25 protein-coding genes are annotated in these 25,261 nt (G+C 58.4%); 12 read left to right on the top strand and 13 right to left on the bottom strand.

The window, feature by feature from the left end; genetic code table 11:
* Nucleotides 1–83 precede the first annotated feature (83 nt).
* On the top strand, nt 84–986 hold the full coding sequence (locus OIS53_RS12415; protein WP_264678891.1) for a tetratricopeptide repeat protein: 903 nt from the start codon (nt 84–86) through the stop codon (nt 984–986).
* Nucleotides 987–1,405: 419 nt separating this feature from the next.
* Nucleotides 1,406–3,013: an Rne/Rng family ribonuclease gene (locus tag OIS53_RS12410; protein WP_264678890.1), complete on the top strand. Its 1,608-nt coding sequence runs from the start codon at nt 1,406–1,408 to the stop codon at nt 3,011–3,013.
* A 175-nt stretch (nt 3,014–3,188) separates the two neighbouring features.
* On the opposite strand, the gene OIS53_RS12405 is transcribed toward OIS53_RS12410, so the two are convergent.
* Complete coding sequence (locus OIS53_RS12405; protein ID WP_264678889.1) at nt 3,189–3,863, bottom strand: porin family protein; 675 nt, start codon at nt 3,861–3,863, stop codon at nt 3,189–3,191.
* Between the two features lie 91 nt (nt 3,864–3,954).
* Between OIS53_RS12405 and gldB the strand changes: the two genes are divergently transcribed.
* On the top strand, nt 3,955–4,983 hold the full coding sequence (gene gldB, locus OIS53_RS12400) for a gliding motility lipoprotein GldB (protein WP_264678888.1): 1,029 nt from the start codon (nt 3,955–3,957) through the stop codon (nt 4,981–4,983).
* 115 nt (nt 4,984–5,098) lie between these two features.
* Nucleotides 5,099–6,298: a glycosyltransferase family 4 protein gene (locus OIS53_RS12395; protein WP_264678887.1), complete on the top strand. Its 1,200-nt coding sequence runs from the start codon at nt 5,099–5,101 to the stop codon at nt 6,296–6,298.
* Nucleotides 6,299–6,337: 39 nt separating this feature from the next.
* On the opposite strand, the gene nth is transcribed toward OIS53_RS12395, so the two are convergent.
* The 5 genes from nth to OIS53_RS12370 form a co-directional block, all read right to left on the bottom strand.
* On the bottom strand, nt 6,338–7,063 hold the full coding sequence (nth, locus tag OIS53_RS12390) for an endonuclease III (protein ID WP_264678886.1): 726 nt from the start codon (nt 7,061–7,063) through the stop codon (nt 6,338–6,340).
* Between the two features lie 146 nt (nt 7,064–7,209).
* A complete protein-coding gene (locus tag OIS53_RS12385) occupies nt 7,210–7,401 on the bottom strand; it encodes a hypothetical protein (protein ID WP_264678885.1) in 192 nt (63 codons plus the stop codon).
* A complete protein-coding gene (locus OIS53_RS12380) occupies nt 7,379–8,014 on the bottom strand; it encodes an RNA polymerase sigma factor (RefSeq protein ID WP_264678884.1) in 636 nt (211 codons plus the stop codon). Before OIS53_RS12380 ends, OIS53_RS12385 begins: the two co-directional genes overlap by 23 nt.
* Nucleotides 8,015–8,307: 293 nt before the next feature.
* Nucleotides 8,308–8,892 carry a DUF6799 domain-containing protein gene (locus tag OIS53_RS12375; RefSeq protein WP_264678883.1) on the bottom strand — a complete coding sequence of 195 codons (585 nt, stop codon included), beginning with the start codon at nt 8,890–8,892 and terminating at the stop codon, nt 8,308–8,310.
* A gap of 107 nt (nt 8,893–8,999) precedes the next feature.
* The gene (locus tag OIS53_RS12370; protein ID WP_264678882.1) at nt 9,000–9,425 is read right to left on the bottom strand and encodes a hypothetical protein; all 426 of its coding nucleotides are present in this window, start codon (nt 9,423–9,425) and stop codon (nt 9,000–9,002) included.
* Nucleotides 9,426–9,626: 201 nt separating this feature from the next.
* Between OIS53_RS12370 and OIS53_RS12365 the strand changes: the two genes are divergently transcribed.
* On the top strand, nt 9,627–10,916 hold the full coding sequence (locus OIS53_RS12365; protein ID WP_264678881.1) for an MFS transporter: 1,290 nt from the start codon (nt 9,627–9,629) through the stop codon (nt 10,914–10,916).
* 184 nt (nt 10,917–11,100) lie between these two features.
* On the opposite strand, the gene OIS53_RS12360 is transcribed toward OIS53_RS12365, so the two are convergent.
* Both OIS53_RS12360 and OIS53_RS12355 read right to left on the bottom strand, forming a co-directional pair.
* Complete coding sequence (locus tag OIS53_RS12360) at nt 11,101–12,588, bottom strand: alpha/beta hydrolase family protein (RefSeq protein WP_264678880.1); 1,488 nt, start codon at nt 12,586–12,588, stop codon at nt 11,101–11,103.
* A 262-nt stretch (nt 12,589–12,850) separates the two neighbouring features.
* Nucleotides 12,851–13,342: a DUF1905 domain-containing protein gene (locus OIS53_RS12355; RefSeq protein WP_264678879.1), complete on the bottom strand. Its 492-nt coding sequence runs from the start codon at nt 13,340–13,342 to the stop codon at nt 12,851–12,853.
* 312 nt (nt 13,343–13,654) lie between these two features.
* On the opposite strand from OIS53_RS12355, the gene OIS53_RS12350 reads away from it, so the two are divergent.
* Nucleotides 13,655–14,560: a TolB-like translocation protein gene (locus tag OIS53_RS12350; RefSeq protein ID WP_264678878.1), complete on the top strand. Its 906-nt coding sequence runs from the start codon at nt 13,655–13,657 to the stop codon at nt 14,558–14,560.
* 75 nt (nt 14,561–14,635) lie between these two features.
* Here the strand turns inward: OIS53_RS12350 and OIS53_RS12345 are convergent, their stop codons facing one another.
* The 5 genes from OIS53_RS12345 to OIS53_RS12325 all read right to left on the bottom strand — a co-directional run bounded on the left by OIS53_RS12345 (nt 14,636) and on the right by OIS53_RS12325 (nt 19,193).
* Nucleotides 14,636–15,034, bottom strand: a complete 399-nt coding sequence (locus OIS53_RS12345) for a putative quinol monooxygenase (RefSeq protein WP_264678877.1) — start codon at nt 15,032–15,034, stop codon at nt 14,636–14,638.
* 206 nt (nt 15,035–15,240) lie between these two features.
* Nucleotides 15,241–15,723: a DinB family protein gene (locus OIS53_RS12340; protein WP_264678876.1), complete on the bottom strand. Its 483-nt coding sequence runs from the start codon at nt 15,721–15,723 to the stop codon at nt 15,241–15,243.
* A gap of 561 nt (nt 15,724–16,284) precedes the next feature.
* Nucleotides 16,285–17,538 (bottom strand): RsiV family protein, encoded by a 1,254-nt coding sequence (locus tag OIS53_RS12335; protein ID WP_264678875.1) that lies wholly within the window; start codon nt 17,536–17,538, stop codon nt 16,285–16,287.
* 472 nt (nt 17,539–18,010) lie between these two features.
* Nucleotides 18,011–18,163 (bottom strand): hypothetical protein, encoded by a 153-nt coding sequence (locus OIS53_RS12330; RefSeq protein ID WP_264678874.1) that lies wholly within the window; start codon nt 18,161–18,163, stop codon nt 18,011–18,013.
* Between the two features lie 334 nt (nt 18,164–18,497).
* Nucleotides 18,498–19,193, bottom strand: a complete 696-nt coding sequence (locus tag OIS53_RS12325; RefSeq protein WP_264678873.1) for a homing endonuclease associated repeat-containing protein — start codon at nt 19,191–19,193, stop codon at nt 18,498–18,500.
* A 229-nt stretch (nt 19,194–19,422) separates the two neighbouring features.
* Between OIS53_RS12325 and uvrA the strand changes: the two genes are divergently transcribed.
* The 6 genes from uvrA (at nt 19,423) to OIS53_RS12295 (ending at nt 25,228) form a co-directional block, all read left to right on the top strand.
* Nucleotides 19,423–22,320, top strand: a complete 2,898-nt coding sequence (gene uvrA / locus OIS53_RS12320) for an excinuclease ABC subunit UvrA (RefSeq protein ID WP_264678872.1) — start codon at nt 19,423–19,425, stop codon at nt 22,318–22,320.
* 206 nt (nt 22,321–22,526) lie between these two features.
* Nucleotides 22,527–22,730 (top strand): DUF2281 domain-containing protein, encoded by a 204-nt coding sequence (locus OIS53_RS12315; protein WP_264678871.1) that lies wholly within the window; start codon nt 22,527–22,529, stop codon nt 22,728–22,730.
* Nucleotides 22,730–23,116, top strand: a complete 387-nt coding sequence (locus OIS53_RS12310; protein WP_264678870.1) for a type II toxin-antitoxin system VapC family toxin — start codon at nt 22,730–22,732, stop codon at nt 23,114–23,116. The genes OIS53_RS12315 and OIS53_RS12310 overlap by 1 nt, the downstream gene beginning before the upstream one ends.
* Nucleotides 23,117–23,174: 58 nt before the next feature.
* A complete protein-coding gene (locus OIS53_RS12305) occupies nt 23,175–23,699 on the top strand; it encodes a hypothetical protein (protein WP_264678869.1) in 525 nt (174 codons plus the stop codon).
* A gap of 63 nt (nt 23,700–23,762) precedes the next feature.
* Nucleotides 23,763–24,593 carry a hypothetical protein gene (locus tag OIS53_RS12300; protein WP_264678868.1) on the top strand — a complete coding sequence of 277 codons (831 nt, stop codon included), beginning with the start codon at nt 23,763–23,765 and terminating at the stop codon, nt 24,591–24,593.
* A 71-nt stretch (nt 24,594–24,664) separates the two neighbouring features.
* The gene (locus OIS53_RS12295) at nt 24,665–25,228 is read left to right on the top strand and encodes an SMI1/KNR4 family protein (protein ID WP_264678867.1); all 564 of its coding nucleotides are present in this window, start codon (nt 24,665–24,667) and stop codon (nt 25,226–25,228) included.
* Nucleotides 25,229–25,261: the final 33 nt, after the last annotated feature.

Here is a 25,261-nt window from a genome sequence, read left to right as displayed (position 1 = left end):
TCGCGTGTTGTTGTAATATTGCCAGCTGCGCCGCCGGGCGTCTTCTCCACTGAAGCCCGGCGGCCTGCTTTTATCCCCTGTCCATGACTCGTACTACCTCCACACATCAGCTGTTGCTCCTGGCCGTGGCCGTGGCGTTGGTAGCTGGGTTGTTTTGGCTGCCGAAGGTAGTGGTAAAGCCTAAGGAAGGCCGGGGAGAGCTAACCCAGGATGCCGCCCGCACCGCCACCCGCGACGGGGGCGGCACGGCTACCAACGGGTCCAAGGCCGTAGCCTCGTCGGGGGAGCAGCCCACGGCCGTTTCGCCGGAGCAGCCGCACATGGCCCTGACTCCGGCGCAGCGGCAGGAGCTGAACAGCCTGCGCAGCCGCTACGCCAGCACCCAGGACCCAGCCGCCAAGCTGCGCCTGGCTAAAACCCTGGCCGACACTTACAAAGCAGCCGAAAAGCACGACAGCGCCGGCTACTACCTGGAGCAGCTGGCCCTGGCCCGCCCCGGCGAGCAAGCCTGGCAGCGCGCCGCCGACGAGTATTTTGAAGCGTTTAGCTTTGCAACTACTGCAGAGCGGCAACGCCTGCTCGGGGCTAAGTGCCAGGAGCTGTACCAGAAGGTGCTGAAGAACAACCCCGACAACCTGGATGCCAAGAACAATTTGGGCATGGCCTTTATGGTAAGCGACAATCCCATGCAGGGAGTGACGCTGCTGCGGGAGGTGCTGGCCGCTGACCCGCGCAACGAAAAAGTGCTGTATAACCTTGGCTTACTGGCCATTAAAAGCGGACAGTACGATAAAGCCGTGGGCCGTTTTCAGGAGTTGACGAAAGTAAACCCCGAAAACGTCGACGGACAGTTTTATCTTGGCGTCTCGCTGGCCCAAACCGGCGCGAAGCAGGAAGCCCGCCAAGCTTTCCTGAAAGCCAAGAGCCTCAGCCCCGATCCAGCCCTGGCCGCGTCGGTAGACGAGGAGCTGCAAAAGCTGCAGTAGGAGCTGGTTTTTGGTTAGTGGTTTACGGTTTTTGGGTAACTCCACAAGCCACTAACCACCAACTAAAAACTGTAAATCAAAGAAAAACCAATCAACCACTTAACCTAACATCATCATGCCCTGCGGTAAAAAAAGAAAGCGTCACAAAATTGCTACGCACAAGCGGAAGAAGCGTCTGCGCAAAAACCGTCATAAGAAGAAGTAAGCCCCGCGGGGTTTGCTGGCAAGGCGCTGGTTTGCGTAGGCAAACGCCTTGTCTATCTCTCACTTAGTATCCCCGAGAGTGGCTAGCAGTTCGCTTTCCCCGTGGCTTGGAAGGGAAGCCGGTGCCGTGCGCGCTGGCTTCCCTTTACGGGTTTCAAGGGTGAAGACAAGGCCAGCTCTCTGGTTCGGGGACACTATTCTAACCGCTTAATCCATTGAGTAACGAATTAATCATTAATTCTACTCAGGAAGGAGAACGGATTGCCCTGCTACAGGACAAGCGGCTCATCGAATACCACTTTGACCGCAACGACACCAACTATTCGGTTGGCGACTTATTCCTGGGCACGGTCAAGAAAGTTATGCCCGGTCTGAACGCCGCGTTCATCGACATCGGGTACCAAAAAGACGCCTTCCTGCACTATGGCGATTTGGGAGAGAATTTTCCCTCTTTGGTAAAGTGGGGCAAAGGCGTACAATCGCAGAAAATTACCGTCGGGGCGCTGAAGGCATTTCAGTTTGAAGCGCCCCTCGACAAAGTGGGCAAAATCGACAACGCCCTCAAGAAGGGCCAGCAGCTGCTGGTTCAGATTGTAAAGGAGCCGATTTCGACCAAGGGTCCGCGCCTGTCCACGGACATTTCCATGGCGGGCCGTTACCTGGTGCTGGTGCCGTTTTCCAACGTTATCAGCGTTTCCAAGAAGATTGTCAGCAAGGCGGAGCGGGAGCGGCTCAAGCGGCTCATTGCCTCCATCAAGCCCGACAACTTCGGCGTCATCATCCGCACCGTGGCCGAGGGCCGCGAGGTGGCCGAGCTGGACAAGGACATGACCAGCATGGTAGACAAGTGGAACACGCTCACGCAGAACCTGCGTACGGCCAAGCCCGGCGACAAGGTGCTGGGCGAGCTGGGCCGTACCTCGTCCATGCTGCGCGACATGCTCAACGAGTCGTTTGATGCTATTACCGTCGACTCGCCGGCCCTGCACGAGGAAATGCGCAGCTACATTCAGCAGATTGCGCCCGACAAGCTCGGCCTGCTGAAGCTGCACACCGGTAAGGTGAAGCTGTTTGAGCATTACGGCATTGAGAAGCAGCTGAAAACGCTGTTTGGCAAAACCGTAACCGTGCCCGGCGGCGGCTACCTCGTCATCGAGCACACGGAGGCCCTGCACGTCATCGACGTAAACTCCGGCAACAAGAGCAACCAGGAAGGCGACCAGGAGGCCACGGCCCTGCACGTGAACCTCTCGGCCGCCCGCGAAGTAGCCCGCCAGCTCCGGCTGCGCGACATGGGCGGCATCATCGTTGTCGATTTCATTGATATGAAGTCGCCGGAGAGCCGCAAGAAGGTGGAAGACGCCGTGCATAGCATCATGAAGCACGACAAGGCGCGGTACACCATTCTGCCCATCACCAAGTTTGGCCTGCTTCAGATTACCCGGCAGCGCGTGCGGCCGGCCGAGGCCATTGTTACGGGTGAGGTGTGCCCCTCCTGCGGGGGCACGGGCAAGATTTCGGCTTCCATCCTCGTGACGGACGAAATCGACAACAGCATTGAAGACCTGCTGGTGGCCCAAAACCAGTCGGGTATTACGCTGTACGTGCACCCCTTCCTGCACGCCTACTACACCAAAGGCTTGGTGAGCCGGCAGATGAAGTGGTACCTAAAGTATTACAAGTGGGTAAAGGTGATGAAAGACACCAGTCTGGGCCTCACCGAATACCGCATCGAGGACGAGCACGGCGAGGAAATCGAGCTGCACTCGGCCGCGGCGGCCATGAGCCGGTTGCAGGACCGGGAACTGGAAATAGTAGACTGATTACCTGACGGATTTTTTCTGCGAGAAAACTCCTCCTGATAGAAGAAAAGCCCGCGGTGCCAGATGCGCCGCGGGCTTTTTTAATCACCGATTAGGCAGATTAAGCTGATTGCACAGGTAAAATGTGCTTTGGTAACGCAATCTGCGCAATCAACTCAATGTGCACAATCTGTGATTAAAACTTAATGCCCAAATCCAGGGCTACTTCGCTGTTTTTGATGGTTACGTCGCGGAATTTGCGGGTGTTGTCGAAGTACCGGTCGATGTTGAGGATGCCGCGCTTGTAGGTGACGCCGGCCAGGAGCTTGGTGCTTTGGCCCAGCTGGTACTCCACTCCGAAGGAGCCCAGCAAGGCCGCATCGGGCAGGATAATGTGCTTGTAGGCTTTGGTTTCGGCGTTGCCGTTGCCAGGGTCCTTGTAGAATTTTTGGTCGTTGATTTTGCCGGCCAGAGCGGCGTTCAAAGAACCGCCTACCTGGAAATACAGCTTAGTATCGGTGGCTACGTCGTTGGTGAACAGCTTCACCGTAACGGGCACCTCGAGGTATTGCAGGCCAAACTTCTGCTGCTGGCGGCTGCGGGTGGCGTCGTCGAAGTAAGAAACGGTGCCGCCTTTGCCGGTCAGGAACAGGCCGGAGCTAAAGGCGTAGTTCTGGCCGAAGAAGTAATCGACGATGACGCCGCCCCCGATGCCGGCCCGGCTGCCTTCATTCCGGAAGCCATAGTCAGAAGGAGAGTCGACACGCAGAGAGGTAATGGAGGGCGACACTTTCAGGCCGATTTCAACCTGGGCCGAGGCCGCCCCGAGGGTAGCACCACTGAAAATAAGGGCAAGCAGGGCTTTTTTCATGGCAATGGAAAAGATACAGAGTGAGAAGCACAAACGACTGCCGGGCGCCGTTTCGTTTTGGCTAATTTCGCCCGGTAAAGATAGAAGCGTGATGCACATTCCTGCCCGACTACGAACCCAGCTGGCCGCCCTAAGCGCGGCCGTACTGGTGCTTTTCACCGCCTGCAACCGCCACGACGACCAGTGCGAGCTGGACCCGAACGTGGCCAAAGTACCCGTGCAGGTGCAGGTAGAGCGGCTGGAAAAATCCTTCTTCCAGATTCAGACGCCCGCCGACGCCGAGCGGTTTGTGCGGGAACACGGGCTGTTTGCCCGCCAGGCTTTGCAGAGCCAGCAGTACCCGGCCGGTATGCTCAGCGCCACCCTCACGCGCCTGGCCTCCAACACCGAACTGCGCAAGCTGGGCCAGCAGGCCGACACCACGTTCCGGACCGAACAGCTGGAGCAAGAGCTGAAACCCATGTTTCAGCACATCCGGTACAGTTTTCCGGATTTTCGAGTGCCGCCCGTGAAGACGTTTGTGAGTGGGCTGAGCCAGGATCTGTTCGTGAATGACAGCCTGATTGCCATCAGCACCGACTTCTTCGTGGGCCCGGAGGCGGTATACCGGCCCAACGTGCCGCGCTACATTCTGCGCCGCTACACCCCGGAGCACGTGCTACCCACGCTGGCCCTGGCTATCAGCAACAAGTACAACAAAAAGGAGCTGACCAACCAAACTATGCTCGGCGAGATGGTGCAGTTTGGCAAGTCGCTCTACTTTGCCGAGCGGATGCTACCCTGTACGCCCGACTCCCTGCTCATGGGCTACACCGACAAAGAAATGGCCGGCGTGGTCTTCAACGAAGGCAAAATCTGGGCCCACTTCGTTGAGAAAAACCTGCTCTACAACACAGCTCCGTTCACGGTGCAGAAGTACGTGGGCGAGCGGCCCAACATTCCGGAAATCGACAAAACCTGCCCTGGTCGGGTAGGGGCCTGGGTGGGCTGGCAGATTGTGCGCAAGTACATGGCCGAGCACCCCAACGTGACGCTGAAGCAGCTCATGGCCGAACGCAACGCCCAGCGCATCCTCTCCGAATCCCGCTACCGCCCCAAGCCCCGCCGGGCGGAACGGTAGAAATGAGTAAGTGAGTAGATGAGTAACTGAGTGAATGTGGAAGTGCTGTCTTCGGCCAGTATTACATTCACTCAGTTACTCATCTACTCACTTACTCATTCACTCATTTCCTCCCATGCACATTGCCGTCTTCAGCCAGTACCACACGAACCCCGACTGTCCTGCTACCAGTCGGCACTACTCGTTGCTGGCGCAGATGGCCCGGCAGCACCGCGTGACGCTGATTACGACCCGCACCTGGGAGCGGCAGCGCCTGACGCGGGAGTTTGCCTGGGTGCCGGAAGGTGTGGAGCTGCGCGCCGCCGATGTGGCCTACGACAACACCATGGGCGTGGCTCGGCGGGCCCTGGCCTTTGGGCAGTACGCCGCGTACTCGCTGCGGGAAGGACTGCGCATCGACCGGCCCGACGTTATCTGGGGCATCAGTACGCCGCTGACTGCGGCCTGGGCGGCGGCGCAGGTGGCCCGGCTGCGGCGGGTGCCGTGGGTGTTTGAGGTGCAGGACCTGTGGCCGGCCTTCCCCATTGCCATGGAAGCCGTGCCCAGCCGGCTAGCCCAGCGGCAGCTGTATGCCCTGGAAAAAAGCCTGTATCACTCGGCGCGCCACGTGCTGCCCCTTTCGCCCGATATGACGGCTTACGTGCGCGGCTTGGGCGTTCCGGAAGGCAAGCTCACCACCGTGCTCAACGGCACCGACCTGGACCTGGCCGCCCGCGCCACTCCGGAGGCGGTGGCCGCGCTTCGGCGTCAGGAAGGGCTAGACGGCCAGCGCGTGGTCCTGTACGCCGGTACTTTTGGCCGCGCCAACGACATTCCAACTCTGGTAGCCGCGGCAGAGCAACTGGCCTCCCGCTGCCCGGAGGTGGTGTGGCTGTTCATGGGCCACGGCTACGACGAGCCGCTGGTGCGGGCAGCTGCGGCCCGCTGCTCCAGTATCCGGCTGGTATCTCCGCAGCCACGGCACGCGGTGTTCAGCTGGTTCCGGCTGGCGGAGGTATCCGTGGTGTCGTTTCTGGGCCTGCCGGTGCTCGATGCCAACTCACCCGCCAAGTTTTACGACAGCCTGGCGGTAGGCACACCCGTGGTAGTTACTAACCAGGGCTGGACGAAGACGCTGGTGGAAAAGCACGGCTGCGGCTGGTATTCGCCGGCTAGTGATGCCGCCGCCCTAGCCTTGCAGCTAGAAAAAGTGCTGCAAGCTCCCGCTCAACTACAGGCCGCTGGACAAGCCGGGCGTGAGGTTGCCAGCAGATATTTTGACCGGCAGCAAATTGGCACGACAATACAGGCCATTTTGGAGCAAGTAGCACCCTAAGTAAACAAGCTACTTGCTTTGTGCTAGCTAAGACTAGTTTTATACTAAGTTGTGCCCATCCACTGGTGTAGTTTGGCTGGAAACACGCTTGGACTGAGCTGAAGCAGCTTTTTCAGGATGTTTGCTAACCACCTGCTCGTAGTACTTGCACCAGCTTTTAAGCGGACAGATGCCGCATTTCGGCTGGCGCGCTACGCAGATGTAGCGGCCGTGCAGAATCAGCCAGTGGTGGGCTTTAGGAATCAATTCCTTCGGAATGTAGCGCACGAGGGTCTTTTCTACAGCTAGAGGCGTGGTGGCAGTGCGCGGCACCAGCCCTAGCCGGTGCGACACCCGGAATACGTGCGTATCCACGGCCATTGCCGGTTGGTTGTAAATCACCGACACGATGACGTTAGCAGTTTTGCGTCCTACGCCCGGCAGGCGTTGCAGCTCCTCAATACTGCTAGGCACCTCGCCCCCAAAATCCGACACCAGCAAGCGGCCCAGGCCAGCCAGGTGCTTGGCTTTGTTGTTGGGGTAGGAGACGCTGCGGATAAACGGCAAGACGTCGTCAGCGGAGGCTGCGGCTAGGTGAGCCGGCGTCGGGAATTGCCGGAACAGAGGAGGTGTCACTTGGTTTACCCGCTTGTCGGTGCACTGGGCGCTGAGCACCACGGCCACGAGCAGCTCGTAGGGGTTGGCATACGTCAGCTCGGTTTCCGGCTCGGGAAAGTGGGAAGTGAAGTAGTCAATAAAGTGGCGGAACCGCTCGGGCGTGCGCATAACCGGAAGCTAGATGAAGCCGCAAGGTACGCCCAAAAAACAGTCATTCTGAGCACAATAAAGGACCTTCCACACTGAACCGGCCGTCGTAAGACAACCCGTACAGGCGTGAGAAGGTCCTCTATTATACTGAGAATGACTGTCGACTACCCCGCTTTCGGAAAAGTGCGGGAATACTGCAGAATGAAATCGGTGGTGCGCTGGCGCGGAGTACGCCGCAGGTGGTCGAGCGTCCGTTGAGCCAAGAGCAAGTCGGCGCAGGTGGCAGCCAGCTCGGGGTCGTGGAGGAGAGCCTGTTCTACTTCGTGGTGCTGGTCAGCCGGCAATTCGTTGTACACGTACCGGAGTAGCGTCTCGTGGGGTAAAGTTTGAATCATAGAAAACGGGTTGCGCGGCCATTTTTTTCCGCAGGTTGATCAGCGCATAGCGCATCCGCCCCAGCGCCGTATTAATGCTGACCCCCGTTGCATCGGCAATTTCCTGAAAGCTCATGTCGCCGTAGTGACGCATGATCAGGACTTCTTTCTGCGCCGCGGGCAGCTCCTGAATCAGCTCCCGAAGCCGCGCGTGGGTTTCTTCCCGCGTTAGCGCCGCTTCAGCACCTTCTTCTGCCAACGACAACGAGTTGAAGGCGTGACTTGTTGTGTCGAGGTTCAACAAAGGACTGCGTTTTTCGCGGCGGAAGCAGTCAATGGCCAGATTGTGCGCAATCCGGCAAATCCACGACGAGAATTTCCCTTCCTCGTTGTAGCGTCCACTTTTCATCGTGTGGATAGCCTTGATAAATGTGTCTTGCAGCAGGTCTTCGGCCACGTCTTCGTCGCGCACAATCAGCATGATGGTGGTAAAGACGCGGGCTTTGTGCCGCTCAAGCAAGTGAGCAAAGGCATCTTCTTGGCCGGCAATGTAGAGCGAAATCAGAGCGGAGTCGCTCGGCTGCATGGTTTCCATAAAGGCTACGGGTTAGGGAACGTAGAGCTTTAGGCCATAGAGTGCAGTTGCCGGTGAAGAGAAATTGAGCGTGAGAAGGGAACTCGTCGGAACCAAATGTAGACAACTGATTCGCGAAACACAACGCGCAACAGCCGTACCAGAAATATTTTTTTTCAGCTGCACAATATGGGAATAGTATTTAATGTAAATCAAGCGTTTGCAAACAGCAGGCGGTTACCCTTTGCGCCAAAGAAAAAGCAGACCCTGCGCGAAGCAAGGTCTGCAACGAGGCAAAATTCTCTCAAAATGGGCTACTTAGCCTGGAGCTGCCGGCTTAATTCCTGAATGCGGCCGTCGAGGGCGGCAACGTCGGCGGAGATAGGATCTGCGGCTGCGGCAGAGGCCCGGGCCGCCAGCAAGGCCGACAGCTGCTGCAAGTGGTGTAAGCGTTCTTGGGTGTGGCGCAGGCGGGCCACCAAGTCAACCGGCACCACCTCGCGGGCCGGCACTACAAGGGTAGTGGGCCGGGCGCCCGTGGTGCGGCGGTCGTGGTCTTCAATGGCCTGCGCCGACAGCATATCGTCGCGGAAGCTTACCACGTGACCCTGGAGGTTGACGGCCTGCCCGTTGGCCAACTGCCGACGACCACCCTTAGGGCCTACCAATGTACCGTTGGGATAAACCGTAAAGCCATTGCCCAAGGCAAGCGGCTGCGTAAGGGGCGTAACCCGTCCGCCCTGTAACCGAAGCAGCTTGCCGCTGCGGCGGTACACGCCGTCTTTCAGCCGGGGCGCCGGGGTGGTTTGCTGGGCCAGAGCAGACAGGGCCGTGCTGCCCAGCAGCATCAGTCCAACAAGAAAGCAACGTAGCGGGGAGAGCAGGGAAGGAAGCAGCATGGCTGGGTAGACAAGGTTAGAAATCAAGTGAAGAATCAGGAGAAATTTGCCGGTGAGCTGGCTAACGTGAATTCATGGATAAACAAACCAAAAGGCAATGAGAGTAGCTAGACGCTGTTGTGGTGCTGGCGCAGGGCCAGCCACCGCAGGGCCTGTGCTTCGTCGAGGAACAGCCGGACGTGGTAGTCGGCGTGCAGGGCCATGTCGGCGCCATTTTCCGGGTCGAGCATACCTACCTGGGCCGGTGGTAGCACGAAGGCCACATACACCCGCTCGCCCAGGCGCGGTGCCAACCGGGGCAGAAACTCGGTGAGCACCCAATGCGTGTCGTCTTCGCTGGCCGTGCCGCGGGTGCGCAGGTCGAGCAGCCAGTAGCGGGCCTGGTGGGGGCGGGCCGCCGCCAGCATGGCCTTGTAGCTATGGCGCAGCTCGGGGCCGTGTACCGGCCGCAGCCACCGGCCCAGCAGCACCCTGGCGTCGTCGCGGAAGTGAAACTCAACTACGGAAGCCTGATTGAAAGAAGCAGTAGGCATAGGATGAGCACGGGGTTGGGAGCCGAAAGGTGCTGGGAGTATACGGCAACTCAAGCGTAACGGCTCAGCGCCGCCCGGCGCTACCTTTGCAACGACGGCCGCCCCAAACCGTACCATGCTCCGCCTTTCCTAGATTCGCGGGGCGGGCGGTTGGCTGTTCCACACGACCGGGCGCGTGCGACGCGCCCCTACGCTACCTGTATGTCCTCCGCTGCTGCTCCCGACGCCTCTCGCCACGACCCGTACGCCGCCCTGCGCGTGCCTGATTTCCGGCGCCTCATCAGCGCCCGGGTGTGCCTGGTAGTAGCCACCCAGATTCAGGGCGTGGTGGTGAGCTGGCAGATGTTCAAGCTCACTAACGACCCGCTGGCCCTGGGCCTGATTGGGCTGGCCGAAGCCATTCCCAGCATTGTGGTGTCGCTCTACGCCGGGCACGTGGCCGACTCGGTGCGGCGCAAGAACATTATCGTGGCGGCCGTGACCCTGCTGCTCCTGTGCTCCGTGGCCCTATGGTTGCTCACCCAGCCGGTGGGCAGCTGGCTGCTGGCCAAAGACCAGCTATACACGCTGCCCCTGTACGCCGTGATTTTCGTGAGCGGGGTGGCGCGGGGCTTCCTGGGGCCGGCGCTGTTTTCCTTTATGCCCCAGCTGCTGCCCGACCGGGAGCGGCTGGCCAACGCCATTACCTGGAACAGCACCACCTGGCAGGCCTCGGCGGTGCTGGGCCCGGCCGTGGGCGGGCTGCTGTACGCTCACCTGGGAATCGACGTGGCCTATGGCGTGGACGTGGCCCTCATGGCCCTGTCGTTGCTGCTGTTTGCCAGCATTGCCGGTCGCCCGCTGCCAGTAGTGGAGGGTGAAAAGCCCAGCCTGAAAGAAAGCCTGCTGACGGGCGTGCAGTTCATTTTTCAGAATCAGATTGTGCTGGCGGCCTTGTCGCTGGACCTGTTTGCGGTGCTGTTTGGCGGGGCCGTGGCCCTACTGCCCATCTTCGCCGACAAAATCCTGCATGCTGGCGCCGATGGGCTGGGCTACCTGCGGGCCGCGCCGGCCGTGGGCTCGGTACTGATGGCGGTGCTGCTCACCTACTTTCCGCTGCGGCGCTACGCGGGCCGCAAGCTGCTGTGGGCCGTGGCGGGCTTCGGGCTGGCTACCATTGGGTTTGCCTTGTCTACCAGCTTCGCGTTGTCGTTGTTTCTGCTGTTCCTGACTGGCGTGTTCGACTCGGTATCGGTGATTGTGCGCTCTACGCTGCTGCACACCTTCACGCCGGAGCACATGAAGGGCCGGGTGTCGGCCGTGAACAACATCTTTATCGGCTCGTCCAACGAAATCGGCTCGTTTGAGTCGGGAGCAGCGGCCAAGCTCATGGGCGTAGTACCCTCGGTAGTGTTTGGGGGGATGATAACGCTAGTGGTGGTGGCCGTAACCGCCCTGCGCGCCAACCAGCTGCGCCGCTTGGACCTCACGCCCACGTCTCAGAAGGCGTAGCAGGAAACTGCTGAAACCTATTGCACCGAGTTCAGAAAGGCCAACAAGAAGGCTAATTGTGGATAACTCTGTTGATAACCTTATGGTTATCAACAGAATGGTAGCAGTTTACCCTGCTAGCAAACAGTCATAAAAAGAAACACCCCGAAGCAAGGCTCCGGGGTGAGGCTGGTAACAAGTTGCTTTAGCGGCTGGCCTGGGCCGTTTTCGTTGATTTACGGGCGCCTTTCACCGGTTTCGGCCGTTTCTCGGTGATGGGCAGCGGCTGGGGTCGGGTGGTATTCTCAAATACCCATTCGCGTACTACATCCAGAGCTTTGGGGGCGAAAGTAGGCTGCTGCACACCGTTCACCAGAGGCCAGTCTTGCGGGTCGGGCTGAAACCAGTGGTTGATGCCGCTTAGCCGGTCGGCGGTGACGTTGCTGTGCTTCAGGCCTCGCTTCAGCGGGGCCATGTGCTGGGCGGGGTCCACTTGCAGGTCGGCGGTACCGCTGAGCAGCAGCACGGGGCACTTCACGTTGGAGAGCTTGCGGACCGGGTCGAAATCGAGGAAGTAGCGCGACCAGGGCGAGGTAAGCTGGGCGGCGCGGGCGCGGGCCATCTGCGGGTCGATGTCGGTGTTATTGAGGCGCAGGGCGGCGGCCACCTTGCCGCGGGCCTGGGCATCGTTCGGGGTTTGGCGGATGATGTTAATCATCCGGTCGTGCAAGTCGAGGGCGGCTTTTACCTGGGCCGGATTGGCCCCAATCAGACGCATAATCTCCACCTGCTGGCGCACCAGCACTTCGCGGCCCGGCAGCCCATAGCCCGCCAACGACACCACAAAGGCCGGCTTGGCGGGAGCGTGGTCGGCGGCAGCCAGCAGGGCCACGTTGGCGCCTTCGCCGTGCCCAATCAAGCCAATTTGCTGGGGGTCTACCAGGTTGCGGGCCCGCAGAAAGGACATGGCCGCCTGGGCGTCGGCCACCAGGTCGGCGGTGGTAGCCGTCAGATAGTTGCCCTGCGACTTGCCCACGCCCCGGTCGTCGAAGCGTAGCACGGCAATGCCGCGGCGGGTGAGGTGGTCGGCCAGCATGCCAAACATGCGGTAGTCCTGCTGCTCGGCGTCCCGGTCCTGGGGGCCAGAGTCGGAGAGCAGGGCCACGGCGGGGAAGGGGCCGGGCCCGGCCGGAATGGTAAGCGTGCCCGCCAGCCGGATTTTAGCGGCGGCATTCGTGAATACCACCTCTTCCTCGCGGTAAGGCGGCGTGAGGCGCACTTTACCGTTGGCCATGGCCGGAGCCGACGCCCGGCGCAGGGTCAGCGGCACCGACATGCCCGGCTGGGTCCAGGTGCCGTCAAACGTGGCGCCGCCGTCCTTTACCTTGCCCACAAACCGGCTGCCAGCCTGCTCAATGCGCAGGGTAATATCGTTTCCTTTCACTTCTACTTCGGCTGGCATGCGGCTGATGCGCTGCTGCGGAGCATCCAGCGCGGCGTAGTACGAGCCGTTGGACAAAGGCACCAGGGTAATGATAAGCGTCAGTTCGCCACCGGGCACCTTAAGCGGGCCTTTCCACTGCCCGTTCAGGGCAGCAGGTGGGTCGTCGGCCCGGCGAGGGGTGGCCCAGCTATGGAACGATGTCACCGCCAACAGCACAATCCACCACAACACAAGTAGAGTTTTCTTCATAAAATGAAAGCCAACAATGGTATTTTACCGCCTCTGTGGCAAAGGGGTGCGGAAAATAACAAATTTGACGGACAGTAGTGAAATGAGTTGCTCCCTACCGCAAAGAGTGCGCCATCCTGCCGAGATATAAGATAACAAAAAGACGCGGCGTTGCCTAGCAGCCAGCTAAACAACAGGAAGCTACGAAGATAGTTTCTGTGAAATATTTACTGCCCGCATGTTCATCGCTTGGTAGAGTACCACAACGAGCAGAACCAGATGTTTAGCCGCGCGGCGGCCGCTCGGTGGCACCCTGAGCCAGCAGAACACAGGCTTTTTCGACACGTAGGACCTGCTGCTCATCGGCAGCGGCAGCCACCCACGCCACCCAGCTCTGCTGCTGCGCTGGCGCCAGGGCCCGGAAAGTGCGGAGGGCGGCGGGAGTGTCGGCCAGGCACTCTTCAAAATCAAGCAGCGAAACGGCCGCAGCCGCCGCGTCGTCGGCCGCAAACAGGCGCAGGTGCACAGCGTCGCCGGCCTGCTTGCCTAGCTGCTTGCGCAAGGCAGCATTTATGGGCAGAAACAAGCGGCCCTGGCCCATGGGCATGAGCGTAGCAGTGGGCAGCTCCACCTCATCCAGCCAGCCGCTGACCTTCTGCATCCCAAAATGAGTTTGGGAAACCCGGTCGAAGCCAGTCAGCGGAGCGTAAGTCCAGCCGCCCTTACCCGGAAATTTCTCCAGCGTAACGGTGGTGTTAAGGAATTCGGTGGGCATGAGGTAGGAGGCCTGGGCAAAGCAGATAGGTCGGTGAAAGATAAGCCTCAGTGCGCAGCTGGGTTGATGAAGCTGTGTAAAAGGTCAGTAGACCGTCATGCTGAGCGCAGGCGCAGCCGTAGTCGAAGCATCTCTCCCGCTTCCTTGAGCAAGCGTTAAGAGTTAGCTAGCGGTAGAGATGCTTCGACTGCGCTCCGCTGCGCTCAGCATGACGGTCTACTGACTTCCTGAACAGCTTCTATATACAGAGTAAAGCAACTCCCCCACTCCGCAGCGGTCATTTACCGGTTCCAAACGCAACAACTTCCTGGTATGCGTCTACAATTCTCTAGAATTGGGTGGCTCAGCGGCTTGGCTGCTGTGCTGCCGCACCTGCTCTGGGCTCAAGCCCGAATGCTGGCGCCCGACACGCTTTCTAACGGCGGTGTGTTTGGCCTGACGCTCAACGCGGCTGGTGATGAAGCGTATTCCGTCAGCTCCAGCAAGGGGCGGGAGCAGCTGCGCATCATGACGGCCCGCCGCGTGGCCGGGCGGTGGCAAACGCCGGTGGTGGCATCGTTTTCGGGCCGTTATCGGGACATTGACCCCATCTTGTCGCCCGATGGACGGCGGCTGTTTTTCAACTCCGACCGCCCCGTACAAGGTGACGTCGCCAAAAAGGATTTCGATGTATGGGTACTGGACCGCGACGCGGCTGGCAGCTGGTCGGCGCCGCAGCGCGTGGGGGCGCCGGTTTCGACTGATTCGGTCAGCGAGTTCTATGCCTCGCCTAGCCGGGAAGGCACCCTGTACTTCACCGCCAACCGCAAAGACGGCCGCGGCCGCAACGACCTGTACGTGGCCCGCTGGCAGAAAACCGGCTACGCCGCTCCCGAAAATCTGGCCGGCCTCAACACGGCTGCCTCCGAATCTAACCCCTACATCTCACCCGACGGGAGTATCCTGCTGTTCTTCTCCGACCGGCCCGGCGGGGCCGGCGACTCCGACCTCTATATCAGCTACCGGGAGAAAGGCCAGTGGAGCGCACCGCAAAACCTGGGCAGGGCCGTCAACACCGCCGCCGGCGAGTTTTGCCCCTTTGTTTCGGCCGATGGCAAGACGCTGTACTTCTCGCGCCAGGTGCGCCAGGCCGGCGGTATTGCTGCCGAAAACCTCTACTACATCCGCACCCAAGAGCTGCCCCTAAACGCGAAACGCTGGAAACGGGCGTTCCGGTAGGCGCGGGCGGATTTGGGACGTAGTCCCTCAAACATACGCCCTGCTCAGTAAAGCCGGGCGAGAGCAGGACTTGCTTTATTTATCTTGTAGCTTGCGAAATATCGTAGGCATATTTCCGGGGTCTATTGCTTCCATATCAATAAGCTTCAATGACTTGACCATTTTAAGGGTTGTAGTTTTATACGTTAAAAAATGCGGTGTCTTCAAATGAGATTCATACGCTTCCCTGGTAGCGTATATTTCCAGGATTCTCACCTGCGTTGGATTGTCCTTTTGGTACATCGGGTAAATAGAAATAACACCTGGTTCTAATCTCACAGATGCTTGAGACTCTTTTTGTAGAATTGCTTTGTATTCTTCAAGATAATTTGGGTCGATTTCTATTTCTGATATGCGAATCATTATGGTAGTATTCTGAGCAGAAACAATACCATGCGAAAGAAGAGCCAATAGTATGGTCAGAAAATGCTTCATACTGTTTGTTATTTATTTCTGAAAGAGTTCAAATTACTCGTCCCCAAAGCAGCCCGGAAGTTACGGGCACTCCTCCTTGTAGCGCCATCATCCCAATCCCTTCCCGCCGTCACTTAACAGTGCCGGTTGACGCCTGCGCTTCCGCAGTTGTGCAATGCGCGGCTGCCGTGATTGAGCAGGCGGCGCGGGCAGGGCCACGCTTAGGGTTAAGTTTGTAGTATCATTTTTCGTATCAAAGAAATTTGTCCTAAATGATAATAGCTGTGCTCAATAACACCTTCAATATTGCGTAGATAGCTTCCGTACTTTTCATCTACAAACGGTTGATCTAGAATATTATCTTTCATCTTTTCAACCATGCTCACGAACTTGTTTGAGTTATATAGAAATACTGCTACTAAGTTATTCCAATCCCTTTCTGATTCTACTGGCGGAAGGTCGAAACTGTATTTATCTCTGATTTCAAGTTTCCCGTTTTCAAATGCATTCAATAGCCCAGCGAGGTAGTAGTTTATATGATACGTTAGAGCTGCAATAGTATTTAAACTGCTGACTTTTTGAACTGCTTGCTGCCAATCCACACTTAATATTTGCTCTTTGTAATTTGTGTTTGCAATCCAATGTCCATCAAGTAACACTTCACGAAGCCGGCTCGCAATGATTACGCTTCTTGTCATATTCTTTGTCATCTTAAATGTTCTGGCCGGGAGAGGTCCTGTCGGCTTGCTGCTACTTGCTGTAGCAACAAGTAGTCTTTCATACGAAAGGTAACACGTAAGGTAACAGCGTCATCCGTGCCAGCGGCAGGCGGGTCTGCACCGCTTAGCTGCCTTTCGGAGGGTACGCCAAGTTCTCGTAACCAACCCAGTAGCATATGTTTCTGGAGCGGCTGAGGCTGCGGTGGGGGAAGGTAGGGCGTGGGGTGGAGGCGAACGGCCTTATAAATGCCCCCGCCATCGCTCGGCTGCGTCACATGACGACTCCGACTTAATAGATGTGCTTTGCGCGGCTGCGTCGGCGCCGCGGGCGAGACCATGCTTAGGGCTGATTTTGCAGTATCATTTTTCGTATTATAGCCGTTTCGTGAACCGCGTCCGCACCGGGCAGGCTGCTGCCAGCCGCCCGTTCGGTTGCCGGCAAAACGTCCTCGTGCGGGTGTCAGCACGAAGCCAACCGGGTGTGCGGCTGCCAGCCGCCTGCCCGGTGCGTAGGTGCATATAATATTTATGCTTAGATGCACGGAGACCCAGCTACCGCAGCCCGCGTCGCTGCAGCAGCTGGGCTAATGGGCCGTCGGGCCGCAGTAATGGCTTGATTTCACGGTAGCTGATTTCCACTAATATAGGCCCGTAAACGTACGGCGCTATTTCGTACATGTCGTACTGGAAACCGATGCCTGATGGCATGAGGTAGTAGCCGTTCTGTGGCAACGGTGCCAAGGGCTCACCATCTGGACCGAGCGGCCAGCGGGTTTGGGCAGAGTCACCCTCAATTTCGGCTCGGTAAAAATCCACATAGAGCGAATCGGTGCGCAAATGGGCACTTAGCAGCCGGCGCAGGGGCATCTTGAAACCAGCCCGCAATAGCTCTCCCAATTCTAGCGGCCGGCCCGTGCGCAAGTCGAAAGTGGTATGGTAGTAATAGCCGACAGGATGCGGCGTTCCAACGTTGAACTCGTGCTCAAACGTCTGAATTGATAGTAGGAAATCCGCGTTATACGTAACCCAGGCCAATTTCTTCAGCTCTCGACACGCGCCGGAGCTACGCAGTTGCTTATCGAAGTATTGCTGCAATTGCGAGTGGGGAGCGGGCAATAGTTGGCGCTGCACTTTAGCCTCTGCCGCTGTAAGGTGTGGGCGCAGATACACTACATCCTGCTCCTCGCTGGTGATATGCGTCCGCCCATCGCCTAACCCGCAGTCTTTGGACTTACTATAGCTGCTATACGTTTCAATGCTATAACGCACGGCTCCAGCGTAGTCTTCGCGCAGTGCAAAGGGAAATTGACGACGGCCATCGGGACTGCGCCAAGCACCGCGTAGCGTCGGACCAAACGGTTGCTGTGTCTGCCAGCGGCCTGTCAGGCTACCAGTATCATCGGTTTCGCGGAGAACCAGAGGCTGCCCAGCTGCCGGGCGGGCGGCGCTTAGCGTGAGCAGACCGCCACGGCCCTGATAGTAGTAGCTGCCCCGTATCGAATCGGCTCCTGTCAACTCCAGCACCACCGGGACCGTGCCCACAGTGCCTACATAGCGGCGGTATTCGCGAACGACCAGTGAGGTACGCGCCATTGCGGCCGAGTCTGAGGCTGGTGGTGCAGAAACGGCTGAATCTGGAACGCTGGCTGTAGAATCGACTGGATTAACAACTGCAGTAGCTGGCAAAGTATTGGTTTTAGGAAAATTAGTAGCTCGCTCAGCATCGGGACGGCAGGATTCACAGGTAGCTAGCAGGCTAAAGGTCATTATGCCGCTAACCAACAGACGGCCATAATTAATAGGCATATCAGAACGTATTTATTTCAACTGCTACAGAGGAGGAAAGATACTAGGCGTTACTGTAGTTTCTTTTACTGCTAAGCTGTATCTGTCGCCTAATCTTATTTATTCCTGAATAGCTTCAGTTCCCAGCTGCTTCAGGCGCTCCAGGTTCTCGCGCGTGGCCTGAAGCTGCGGCGGCGGGTGCCCCTGCCACTCCCGCACTTCCCCCTTGATGCGCAACGGGTGCCGTTTGTAGCGGGCCGTCTTGGGTGGCAATGATGCCCAGCACGGCTTGCATGGCCGTTTCCAAGGTTATATGCGCCTAGTCTATGTCTTAGGTCACGGCCGCGCCTTCCTGCTGCACCACCGTGTCGGGCTCCAGGTCGCCAAACTCGGCGGTGTTGTCTTTGAATTGCTGGATGCGGGTGGCCGTCACGCCGCGGCCGGCCAGCACGGCGGCGCCGCGGTCGAGGGCGGGTTGCCACAGCTCGGCCGGCTACAGCTTGATGTCTGCGGCCAGTACCCTCACCACCTTGCCGTTCTGCGAAACCACCACATAGCCGTTGTCCCGCCTCTTGCGGTCAAGGAGGCGCTGGATAGCGAGCTGGCCGCCTGCCACAACTTTATCTCTGATTTCCGTGTGCGTCATGGTTTGCCAACTGAGTGAACGTATCCCATTTGTCTTCGACTGGCTCGACTGGCGCGAGTTTAGCGCAGCGTAACTCGTGCCAGCCATGCCGGGAGGCTGTGCCTCCCCCCGCCGGAACGACAACCGCGCCGCCCTGATTACCCCCGGCGGCGCGGTTCTGGTGTGCTGGGGTGCGGCAGGGGAGGCGTGCGGGTTCTGTGTTATGGGTGGGGCACGAGTTGCGCTAACGGTTCGCAGCTTGGCGAAGAGCGGAATTTATACCACCTAAATTCATATGAAGCACGTCAGCCCGCCTTTTACCAAACTGCTGTTAGTGACTGCCCTTCTGTGGCTACTATGAATCATAAGTCAAATTTCCTTTTGCAAGATTGTGTGTTTCACAAAGTACTTGTATATTTTCTAAAACTGTCTCGCCACCTTTTGACCAAGGGTGGATATGGTCAAAGTGAATATTTTCACCTGTCACAGTAATGCCGCAAAGTCTGCATTTATTTCCGTCACGCATTAGTACTTGAACTTTTAGTCTTTCACTCGGAAGTCGCTTTGTTTTATGTCTATAAACTGGCTCGTTATCTTGAATTATCTCTGAAGGAATTTTTTCGGATTCAACATTTTGCATTGCTAGGTTATTGTCATCATTTGATTTAATGAATTCAACAAATGCTATAAGCCCTTTCCTAAAAGTGCCAAAACGTCTTCCATAAGGATAGGTAGAAAATTTGGAAAGCGGCGGCTTCATTTCCCTGTGAGTCGGTTGTCGACCAAGGCTTATCCACACCCTTTCAATATTCTCAAATAAATCTTTGTCAGGAATATTTAAACTTAATGCCGCTTCTAATCCAGCTTTTTCAAGTGCTTTATTCCAAGATCCCAATCTTCTGTGTATTGTCCCCGAATTATATTTGCCTACCTCGTCATATTCTCTTGAAGTTAGGGCCATCTTATTAAGTTTAGCAGCAACTCTTTTAATGTCATCTAATAAGTCCTGCTCAGGAACGTTGTAGTGAAAGTTGTTTAATTTATATTCCATGATCTTTTGTCAGGGTTGCGACTAACATTTGTATTGCCGCTACTACCTGTAGCGGCAACTTGGCCTTAGTACGCAAGATAGTAGCGGCAAGCATACCAACGGTAGTTGGCTTACCCCTACTCGTTCGTTTTGCCTGAGTTGAGCACAGTAGCCCCACCCCGCCGTACCTTCGCTACCCCATACCCGCCCGGCTGAAACCAAACCCCGGCCCGTGGCTGTTACCCGACCTATGGCCGACAAATCCGCTTTGCAAGTGGCTGCTCCGGCAGCCGACCCGATTGACCAGCTCGACCCGCGCGAGTTCATCCTCATCAAAAACGCGCGCGTCCATAACCTCAAAAACCTGAGCGTGGCGCTGCCGCGCAACAAGTTCATCGTTGTCACGGGCTTATCGGGCTCGGGCAAGTCGAGTTTGGCGTTTGATACGCTGTATGCTGAGGGGCAGCGCATGTACGTAGAAAGCCTCAGCTCCTACGCCCGGCAGTTTCTGGGCCGCATGGACAAGCCCGACGTGGACTACATCCGCGGCATTTCGCCGGCCATTGCCATCGAACAGAAGGTGAGCATCAAAAACAACCGCTCCACCGTCGGCACCAGCACCGAAATCTACGATTACCTCAAGCTGCTGTTTGCGCGGGTGGGCCGCACCTACTCGCCCGTGAGCGGGGAGCAGGTGCGCAAAGACACCGTGGCCGACGTGGTGGACTTCCTGTTTGGCCTGCCCGAAGGCACCCGCGCCATGGTGCTGGCCCCGCTGCTGCCCTCCGAAGAAGGCCGCCCCATGAGCAAGGAGCTGGACTTGCTGCTCCAGAAAGGCTACAGCCGCGTGGTGGTGAACGGCCAGACGGCCTTTATCGAGGAGCTACTGGCCGAGGGCCAGCCCGAAGTGGAAGGGGAAGTGTTCATCATGATTGACCGGGCCGTCGTCCAGCCCGGTGACGAAGACCTGATGTTCCGGCTGTCGGACTCGGTGCAGACGGCGTTTTTCGAGGGCCACGGAGTATTGAGTAGTAGGTATGAGGTAGTTGGTAATAAGACAGATAGTGACGAAACCAATCCAACTACCCACTACCCACTACCCACTACCACCAAAACCTTCTCCGACCGGTTTGAGCTGGACGGGCTGGTGTTTGAGGAGCCGAGCGTCAACTTTTTTTCCTTCAACAACCCCTACGGCGCCTGCCAGACTTGTGAAGGGTTCGGGTCGGTGCTGGGCATTGACGAGGACCTGGTGATACCGGACAAAAGCCTGACCGTGTACGAGGGCGCCATTGCTCCCTGGCGCACCGACAAGCAGAGCGAGTGGCTGAAGCCCCTGCTGAAAAACGGCATCCGGTTCGACTTCCCCATTCACCGCCCCTACAACGAGCTGACCGAGGCCGAGCGCACCTTGCTCTGGAAGGGCAACAAGTACTTCGAGGGCCTCGACGCTTACTTTCAGTGGGTTTCGACCCAGACCCACAAAATCCAGTACCGGGTGCTGCAAAGCCGCTACCGGGGCCGCACCACCTGCCCCGACTGTCGCGGCACCCGCCTGCGCAAAGACGCTCAGTACGTCAAAATCCAGGGCCAGAGCATCACCGACCTGGTGCTGCTGCCGGTGAGCCGGGCCCTGGAGTTCTTCGAGAACCTGAGCCTGGACGAGCACGAAACCAAGGTCGCGGACCGCCTGGTGACGGAAATCACCAACCGCCTCGGCTACCTCAACCGCGTGGGCCTGGGCTACCTCACGCTCAACCGCCTGAGCAGCACGCTTTCGGGTGGCGAAAGTCAGCGTATTTCGTTGGCTACCTCGCTGGGGTCGGCACTGGTGGGCTCCATGTACATCCTGGACGAGCCCAGCATTGGCCTGCACCCCAAAGACGCCGAGCAGCTGATTGGGGTGCTGCGCTCCTTGCAGCAGCTTGGCAACACGGTGATAGTGGTGGAGCACGAGGAGAAGATGATGGAGGAAGCCGACCAGATCATCGACATCGGGCCCGAAGCCGGCAGTGGGGGCGGCACGCTGCGCTTCCAGGGCACCTACGACGAGATTTTGCGCGACAACGAGGGCTACACTGGCCGCTACCTGAGCGGGCAGCTGGCGGTGCCCGTGCCGCGGGTGCGCCGCCCCTGGCGCAACGCCCTGGAGCTAACCGGTGCCCGCGAAAACAACCTCAAAAACGTGTCGGTGAAGTTTCCGTTGAGCGTGATGACGGTGGTAACGGGCGTGTCGGGCTCGGGCAAAAGCACGCTGATTCGCCGCATTCTGGCCCCGGCCCTGCTCAAGCAGCTTGGGGGCGGGGCCGGCGAGGCTACCGGCAAGTTTGACCGGCTGACCGGCGTAAACGGGCAGGTGACCCACGTGGAGTTCGTCGACCAAAACCCCATCGGCAAGAGCAGCCGCTCCAACCCCGTGACCTACGTGAAGGCCTACGACGCCATCCGCAGCCTGTTTGCCGACCAAGCCCTGGCCAAAGCCCGTGGCTTCAAGCCCTCGCACTTTAGCTTCAACATCGAAGGCGGGCGCTGTGAAGTGTGCCAGGGCGAGGGCCAGGTGAAGATTGAAATGCAGTTCATGGCCGACATCTTCCTGACCTGCGAGGCCTGCGAGGGCCGCAAGTTCAAGCAGGACATCCTGGACGTGAAGTACCAGGACAAGGCCATCAACGAGGTGCTCGACCTGACCATCGAGGACAGCATCACCTTCTTCAAAGACCAGCCGAAAATCGTGGAGCGCCTCAAGCCGCTGGATGATGTGGGGCTGGGCTACATCCGGCTGGGGCAGTCGGCCAACACGCTGTCGGGCGGCGAGGCCCAGCGCGTGAAGCTGGCCTCGTTCCTGACCAAAGGCGCCACGCTCCAGCAGGATAAGATTCTGTTTATCTTCGACGAGCCCAGCACCGGCCTGCACTTCCACGACATCAACAAGCTGATGACGGCCCTGAACGCGCTGGTGGAGCAAGGCAACTCGGTGCTCATCATCGAGCATAACATGGACATCATCAAGTGCGCCGACTGGATCATCGACCTTGGCCCCGAAGGCGGCACGGGCGGCGGCCACCTGCTGTTTGAAGGCACCCCCGAGGACATGGTAAAGCTCAAGGACACCAACCACACCGCTCGGTTCTTGGCCGAGAAGCTATAATCACAGATTGTGCAGATTGAGTTGATTGCGCAGATTACGTTACCAAAGCACATTTTATCTGTGCAATCAGCTTAATCAGCACAATCTGTGATTCAGATTCCTCGTCCTTGCTTGATGCGCAACATGCTCGGAATGACACTGGCCGGAGCCCCGGATGCGAACCATCCGGGGCTTTTGCGTAGTTTTCATAATAAACCCTCACGGCCATGATTACCGACGAGCAGAAAAAGGAAGTTATAGCGGCCATTGAGCAGCTACAGGATAAAGAGGCCTTGCAGAAAATTGCGCAAGCGGTTAAAGAGCTAACGGCCCCCAAACAGCGGGCCCCGTTGGGTTTCGCGCGAGGAAATGGCATCTGGATGGCCGATGATTTTGATGAGCCATTAGAGGACTTTGCAGATTATATGTAATGGAGAATTATTTACTGGATACACATACTCTAATCTGGTATGCAGGCAACGACCCGCGCCTGCCTGCGGCCACTGCCGAGTTGATTGCTGATACTACCGTAAGCATAACAATTAGTCGGGCTACTCTGTGGGAAATAGCTATTAAGGATAGTCTAGGAAAGCTGATTTTGCCGCAGCCCTACACACAATGGTTACAGGTGGTTAGGTCTTATGATTTTCAGGTGCTGGAAATCACTGACAATCACTTAAATCAACTGCACACATTACCCCATCACCACCGCGACCCATTCGACCGGCTGCTCATTGCCCAAGCCATCAGCGAAAACCTGACGCTGCTGAGCCGGGACGCGCATTTCAGTGAGTACCCGGTGCGGGTGCAGTGGTAGCAGCCCAAAGCGAGGCGGATGATATGTTTGCAGCTCCTGCTTTGGCAGGAGCTTTTTTATGCGCAGCCAGTTCCTCTGTTTTCTACCCACCCTGTGTGTCGGCGTAGCCCACGCCCAAACCCCTGACCCCACCGACTGGCAGCGGGCCCGCTACTACGCCGCGCCGCGCACGGTGCTGCGCGTGGGTGGCGCATTCCAGCCCAATGCCTGGCTGGAAGTGGGTCTGATTCGGCACCAAGTGCAATGGCGGGCGACGGGAGCAGCCAGCTCTGGCCCCTACGCCGCCACCGACTTCCGCTTCACCAAAGACAAGCTGCTGCTCGGCCCCAAAGTGGGTTATTCGTTTGGGGCTATGGCCGCCGCGGCCGACATTTCGGCGGCGTACTACACCGACTTCCGCCGGGGCCAGTTGGTGCTGACGCCGGCTCTGGGCGTGGGAGCGGCTGGCTTTGTGAATCTGCTTTACGGCTACAATTTCCGGTTTGGCGGTAGTCAGTTCGATGCAATAGGCCGGCATCGGTTCAGTATCAGCGCCCACCTGAACTGGCACTACCAGCAGCACGGAGTCCGGGAAAGTCTGTGACCCTACACCCCGGATGCTGCCGCAGCGCGTAAGCAAACCACTCCACTTACGGTTATTGCCCGGATGAATCCAACTCACGCCTCCACTACTGCCGCTTTCGACGCCCTGACGACTCCTACTTCCGGCCGGGCCTGGCGCTGGGCCGTGGCGGGGGCTACGGCGGCCAACGTGTTTCTGAACTACTACGCCAACACCCGCGCGTTCAACAACCAAACCAACGCCGTCGTGTCGGCCAAGTACCCGACGCTACTGACGCCGGCGGGCTATGCCTTTAGCATCTGGGGGCTGGTTTTTCTGGGGTTGTTGGTGTACGCCACGTGGCAGCTGCTGCCGGCTCAGCGCCAGCACCCGTTGCCGGCGGCCGTGGCGCGGCCCCTTACGCTGGTTAATCTGCTCACGGCGTCGTGGTCCATCGTGTTTGCTTACGAGCTGCTGCCCTTGAGCGTGGTGGTGATGCTGCTGATTCTGGCCGGGCTGGCGGTGGTGTATGGGCGCAGCCGGCAGTTTATCAGTCGCCGGCAGGCGCCGGCCTGGGTGAGCGTGCCGTTTGGGCTGTTTCTGGGTTGGATTTCGGTGGCCACGGTGGTGAACGTGACCGTGTGGCTGGGTACGCGCTGGCAGCCCGGCGCCGAGCAAAGCCTGCAAGTAGCCATTGTGCTGGTGGGCGTGGTGGCCGGCCTGGCCCTGAACGTCACACGCCGCTTTCGGGAGCTGGCCTATCCTGCGGCCGTGGCCTGGGGCCTGCTGGCCATCGGGGCTGCCCGCCGCCCCGCTGCCGATACGCTGGTGCTGAGCTGGCTGGCTACGGCTGCCGCCGGACTGGTGGTAGTGGGTTCCCTGGTGCTGGTGGGGTGGGGCCGGCGGCAGCGCACCGCCAGCCGGGAGCTAGACTAGGCGTGAAGCTGCTTGAGGGAAGTTTTTGGGAGGATTCTTTTCTTGCGGGCTCATCTTTTCCACACTTCCACATGGGCATTGTCAGCGAGCCGCACGACTTCAAGCAGACCTTTTCCGTCCCCGCGTTTTCACCTGCCGACTTGCTGGCCCTGGAAGCCCGCTTGGGGCGGCCCTTGCCGGCTGCTTACCAGGCGTTTATTCTTTCTCACGCTGGGCAAACTTTGGACACGGCCTGCTTCGTGAGCCGCCAGCAAAACGACCTGTACCCGACCGGAGCCAATGAAATTGCCTTCTTCGTGTCGCGTTTCCTGGACCGGGCCGGAATAGAAGACTGGCTGCAAATCCTGGCGGAGTGGCCAACGCAGCTTCAGCAACCCGACGACCTGCCACCCACCAGCTTCCTGGCCATTGCCGAGCTGGAAACCGACGTTGACCTAGGTGCCATTGACACGCTGCTGCTGGGCGTGGGGTCTGGCAACGAGGGCCAAGTCTATTTCCTGGAAGGCGAGCTGGGCCAGGATGCCAACTTGCCGCTGGCCCAGCTAGCCACCTTTCTAGCGCCCGATTTCCCCGCCTTTCTGGCTCAGCTTGTTCACTTCCCCGACCACGAAGACGACCCCGACCTGGGTTGGTAAAGCACGCCGCGAAGCCGAAACCGAGCTAACTTG

The sequence above is a fragment of the Hymenobacter sp. YIM 151500-1 genome (assembly GCF_025979885.1).
Classification (GTDB): domain Bacteria; phylum Bacteroidota; class Bacteroidia; order Cytophagales; family Hymenobacteraceae; genus Hymenobacter.
The sequence above is the reverse complement of the archived record's forward strand: the minus strand, read 5'-3'. Positions and strand labels throughout refer to the sequence as shown.